Origin of the sequence: Enterovirga sp. (genome assembly GCF_035325185.1) — a bacterium.
GTDB lineage: Bacteria > Pseudomonadota > Alphaproteobacteria > Rhizobiales > Beijerinckiaceae > Enterovirga.
Genome location: NZ_DAOLAJ010000041.1, coordinates 1 through 3,880 on the forward strand (window position 1 = coordinate 1; position 3,880 = coordinate 3,880).

Here is a 3,880-nt window from a genome sequence, read left to right on the forward strand (position 1 = left end):
CGATAGAGCAGGATCCCCGCATCGCCGTCGATATAGGTGATCTTCGATTCGCAGGCGGCGGTCGAGGTGAAGCCCGGATCGTAGGTGAAGGCGCCCGTCTGGGCGTAGAGCTTCGAGATGTCGATGACGTCGGGCCCGATCGTGCCCGACTTCACGGGAAATTCGGTTGTCTTGTCGTGCAGGGTCAGCGTGCTGCTGTTGCCGTTCATGGACATCCCTTTCTTCCACGATCGCCCGTTCGAGACGAACGGGCGTTCACCAGTGCCGTGTGCGCCGCAGCAAATGCGGCCTCATCGGTATCGGATCGCCTTGGGCCGTTCAAGCGGCGTTCACCGGGCTCCGCGCTGCGGACAGAAGGCGCTCATCCATACGTCTAAGGCATGTCTCCCGGCCGAGGATGCCCATCACGTCGAACAGGCCGGGCGAGGTTCCCCGCCCGGTCACCGCCGCCCGCAGCGGCTGCGCGATCTGGCCGAGCTTGATTCCGGCCCGTTCCGCATAGCCGCGCACGGCCGCCTCGAGGCTCTGCGGCGTCCAGTCGGCGAGGGCGGCGAGATCGGCCCGCACCTCCGCGAGGCGTCCGCGCGCCGCCGCGTCGAGCAGGCTCTCGGCCTTCGCGTCGAGGACGAGGGGGGCGGGGCCGTAGAGGTAATAGGCACTGTCGAGAAGCTCGACGAGCGTCTTCGCGCGCTCCTTGAGGCCCGGCATCGAGGCGAGCAGCATCCGCCGCAATTCGGGATCGAGCGCGGCGCCGAGGCCGCGGCTCGGGCCGAGAGCGGGCATCAACCGGTCGAGCGCATCCACCAGCGCGGCGTCGTCCGCCGCGCGCATGTAGTGGCCGTTGAGGTTCTCGAGCTTGGCGAAGTCGAAGCGGGCCGGCGAGCGGCCGATCGAGCCGAGGTCGAAAGCCGCGATCATCTCCTTGTCCGAAAAGATCTCCTGGTCGCCGTGGCTCCAGCCGAGGCGGACGAGATAATTGCGCAAAGCCGCAGGGAGATAACCCATCTCGCGATAGGCATCGACGCCGAGCGCGCCGTGGCGCTTCGACAGCTTGGCCCCGTCCGGCCCGTGGATCAGCGGCACATGCGCCATGGCCGGGATGGACCAGCCCAAGGCCCGGTAGATCTGGCTCTGGCGCGCGGCGTTGGTCAGATGGTCGTCGCCGCGGATGATCTGCGTCACGCCCATGTCGTGGTCGTCCACCACCACGGCCAGCATGTAGGTGGGGGTGCCGTCGGAGCGCAGCAGCACGAGGTCGTCCAGATCCTTGTTCTGCCAGACGACCCGGCCCTGGACGGCATCCTCGACCACCGTCTCGCCCTCCTGCGGGGCGCGCAGGCGGATGGCGGGCTTCAGCCCGGCCGGCGCCTCGGAGGGATCGCGATCGCGCCAGCGGCCATCATAGCGGGCAGGCCGGCCCTCGCGGCGGGCGGCCTCGCGCATCTCGGCGAGTTCCTGGGCGGTGGCGTAGCAGCGATAGGCGCCCCCGCTCGCGAGAAGCTGCTCGGCCACCTCCCGGTGGCGGGCCGCCCGGGCGAACTGATGGACGACGTCGCCGTCCCAGTCGAGGCCGAGCCACGACAGGCCGTCGAGGATCGCGGCGATGGCCGCGTCGGTCGAGCGCTCCCGGTCCGTGTCCTCGATCCGCAGCAGCATCCTGCCGCCGAATCGCCGGGCATAGAGCCAGTTGAACAAGGCGGTGCGAGCCCCTCCGATATGGAGGAAACCTGTCGGCGATGGCGCAAAGCGCGTGACGACGGAATCGGGCATTGGCGAAATGGCTCGGGAGAGAAGGGATCGGCCGGCGCGAAAGGGCTGGCGGCCCGGCGGCGCTCGTTTAGCATGGCGACGGAGGCGGCGTTAAGCCCGGGGCCATGGAGCGGGGACGGGACGAATTGCGTTCATCCGGCAGCCGGCGCGCCGCGGCGCGAGCGCTGGCGCGGCCGGTCTTCGCCGCCCCGGTTGCGGCGGGGCTTCGCGCGCACCGGCGCCTGCCCGCGATCGCGGGCGGGTGGTTTCGCGGCGCCCTGCGCGAGGAGATCGAGAACCGCCGGCTCCTGCCCTGGCTGGCGGTCGCCTATGGCGCGGGCATCCTCCTCGCCTTCGCCGCGGACGGGCCGCCCTCCTTCTGGCCGGCTTTGGCCGCGGGCGCGACCTTTGCCGCTCTCGCCTGGCGTGCGCGGGCCCGGCTCGGGCGGCAGGCGGCGCTCGCTGCGCTGGCGGCCGTCTTTTTCGGCTTCGCGGCGACGCTGCTGCGGATGGCGCTCGTCGAGGCGCCGGTCCTGGCGCGCCCGCTCTCCGCCAAGGTCTCGGGCTTCGTCGAGAGCGTCGAGGAGCGGAGCGGGGGAGGCGGGCGGCTGGTCCTGCGCGTCTCCGCCATCGAGGGGCTTGCGGAGACGGCTCGGCCGGAGCGCGTGCGGCTGACCGTCCGGTCGCTCGGGACTGTCGCGCCGGGCGATTTCGTGCGCGCCACCGCGCGGCTGATGCCGCCGCCGGAAGCCGCACGTCCGGGCGGCTACGATTTCGCGCGCGACGCCTATTTCCGGGGGATCGGAGCCGTGGGCTCCGTCTCGGGAAGCGCGCGCCGGGCCATCGGCCCCCCGCCCGATTTCTCCACCCGCTTCGCGGCGATGGTCGACCGGGCCCGCAACGCGCTCACCGCCCGCATCGCCGGAAGCATCGGGGGGCAGGCCGGGGCGGTCGCGGCCGCCCTCGTCACCGGCAAGCGCGGCCTCATCGAGGAGAAGACGAACGACATCCTGCGCGCCGCCGGCATCTATCACGTGGTCTCGATCTCGGGCCTGCACATGGTGCTGGCGGCGGGCGTCTTCTTCACGCTCGCGCGCGGCCTTCTCGCCCTTTCGCCCGGCCTCGCTCTCTTCTGGCCGATCAAGAAGATCGCGGCCCTCGTCGGCATGGCGGCGGCCGCGGCCTATTGCATCTTCTCCGGCGCCGAGGTCGCGACGGAGCGCTCGCTCGTGATGATTCTCGTCATGCAGGGCGCGATCCTGTGCGACCGGCCGGCCATGTCGATGCGCAACCTCGCCCTCTCGGCCTTGATCGTCCTGACGCGCGAGCCCGAGGCGCTGCTCGGCCCCTCCTTCCAGATGTCCTACGGAGCGGTCGCGGGCCTCATCACCCTCGCCGAGGTCGTCCGGCGCCGGCGGCGGGCCTCCGAGCCCGGCGATGCGCTCCGGCGTGCCGGCCTGAAGCTCGGAGGGATCGTCTTCGGCGTGGCCGCGACCACCCTCGTCGCCACCGCCGCGACGGCTCCCTTCGGCACCTATCACTTCCAGAACCTCCAGCCCTACGGCCTCATCGGCAATGCCGCGACGCTGCCGCTCGTCTCCTTCGCCGTGATGCCGGCGGCGGTGATCGGGATCCTGGCGCTGCCCTTCGGCCTCGATCAGCCCGTCTGGGCGGCGATGGGCTGGGCGGTGGAGGCGGTGCTGCGCCTGTCGGGCTGGGTCGCGGGATTCGCCAACTCGATCGTCATCGTTCCCGCTTTCGGCGGGACGGCGCTGGGTCTCTTCGCGGCGGCCCTGCTGCTCGCGACCCTGCCCGGATCGTCGCTGCGGATCCTGGCCCTCCTTCCGCTCGTGGCCGGCCTCGCCCTCGCCGCCGCCGCGAGGCGGCCGGACATCTATGTGGCGCGCGACGGTACGGGAATGGCAGTGCGGCAGCCGGATGGGCGCCTCCTCGTTCTCGGCCCCGTCGCGGCCTTCACGGTCGAGCAATGGCTGCGCGCGGACGGCGATCCGCGCCGCGCGGGCGACCGGACCCTGCGCGATCCCTCGCGCTGCGATCCGCTCGGCTGCGCGGCGCATCTCGCGGACGGGCGGGCCGTCTCGGTGGTCGCGAACAGGCGGGGGTTCGAGGG

2 protein-coding genes and 1 pseudogene are annotated in these 3,880 nt (G+C 71.9%); 1 reads left to right on the forward strand and 2 read right to left on the reverse strand.

Annotated elements, in window-relative coordinates; translation table 11 throughout:
- Together gltA and gltX are read right to left on the reverse strand one after the other, a co-directional pair.
- A pseudogene (gene gltA / locus PKD06_RS09980) lies at nucleotides 1–209 on the reverse strand (citrate (Si)-synthase); the annotation flags it as partial.
- 109 nt (nucleotides 210–318) lie between these two features.
- Nucleotides 319–1,770: a glutamate--tRNA ligase gene (gene gltX / locus PKD06_RS09985; RefSeq protein ID WP_324380024.1), complete on the reverse strand. Its 1,452-nt coding sequence runs from the start codon at nucleotides 1,768–1,770 to the stop codon at nucleotides 319–321.
- Between the two features lie 125 nt (nucleotides 1,771–1,895).
- Between gltX and PKD06_RS09990 the strand changes: the two genes are divergently transcribed.
- On the forward strand, nucleotides 1,896–3,880 hold a 1,985-nt coding region (locus PKD06_RS09990; RefSeq protein ID WP_324380025.1), incomplete at its 3' end, for a ComEC/Rec2 family competence protein.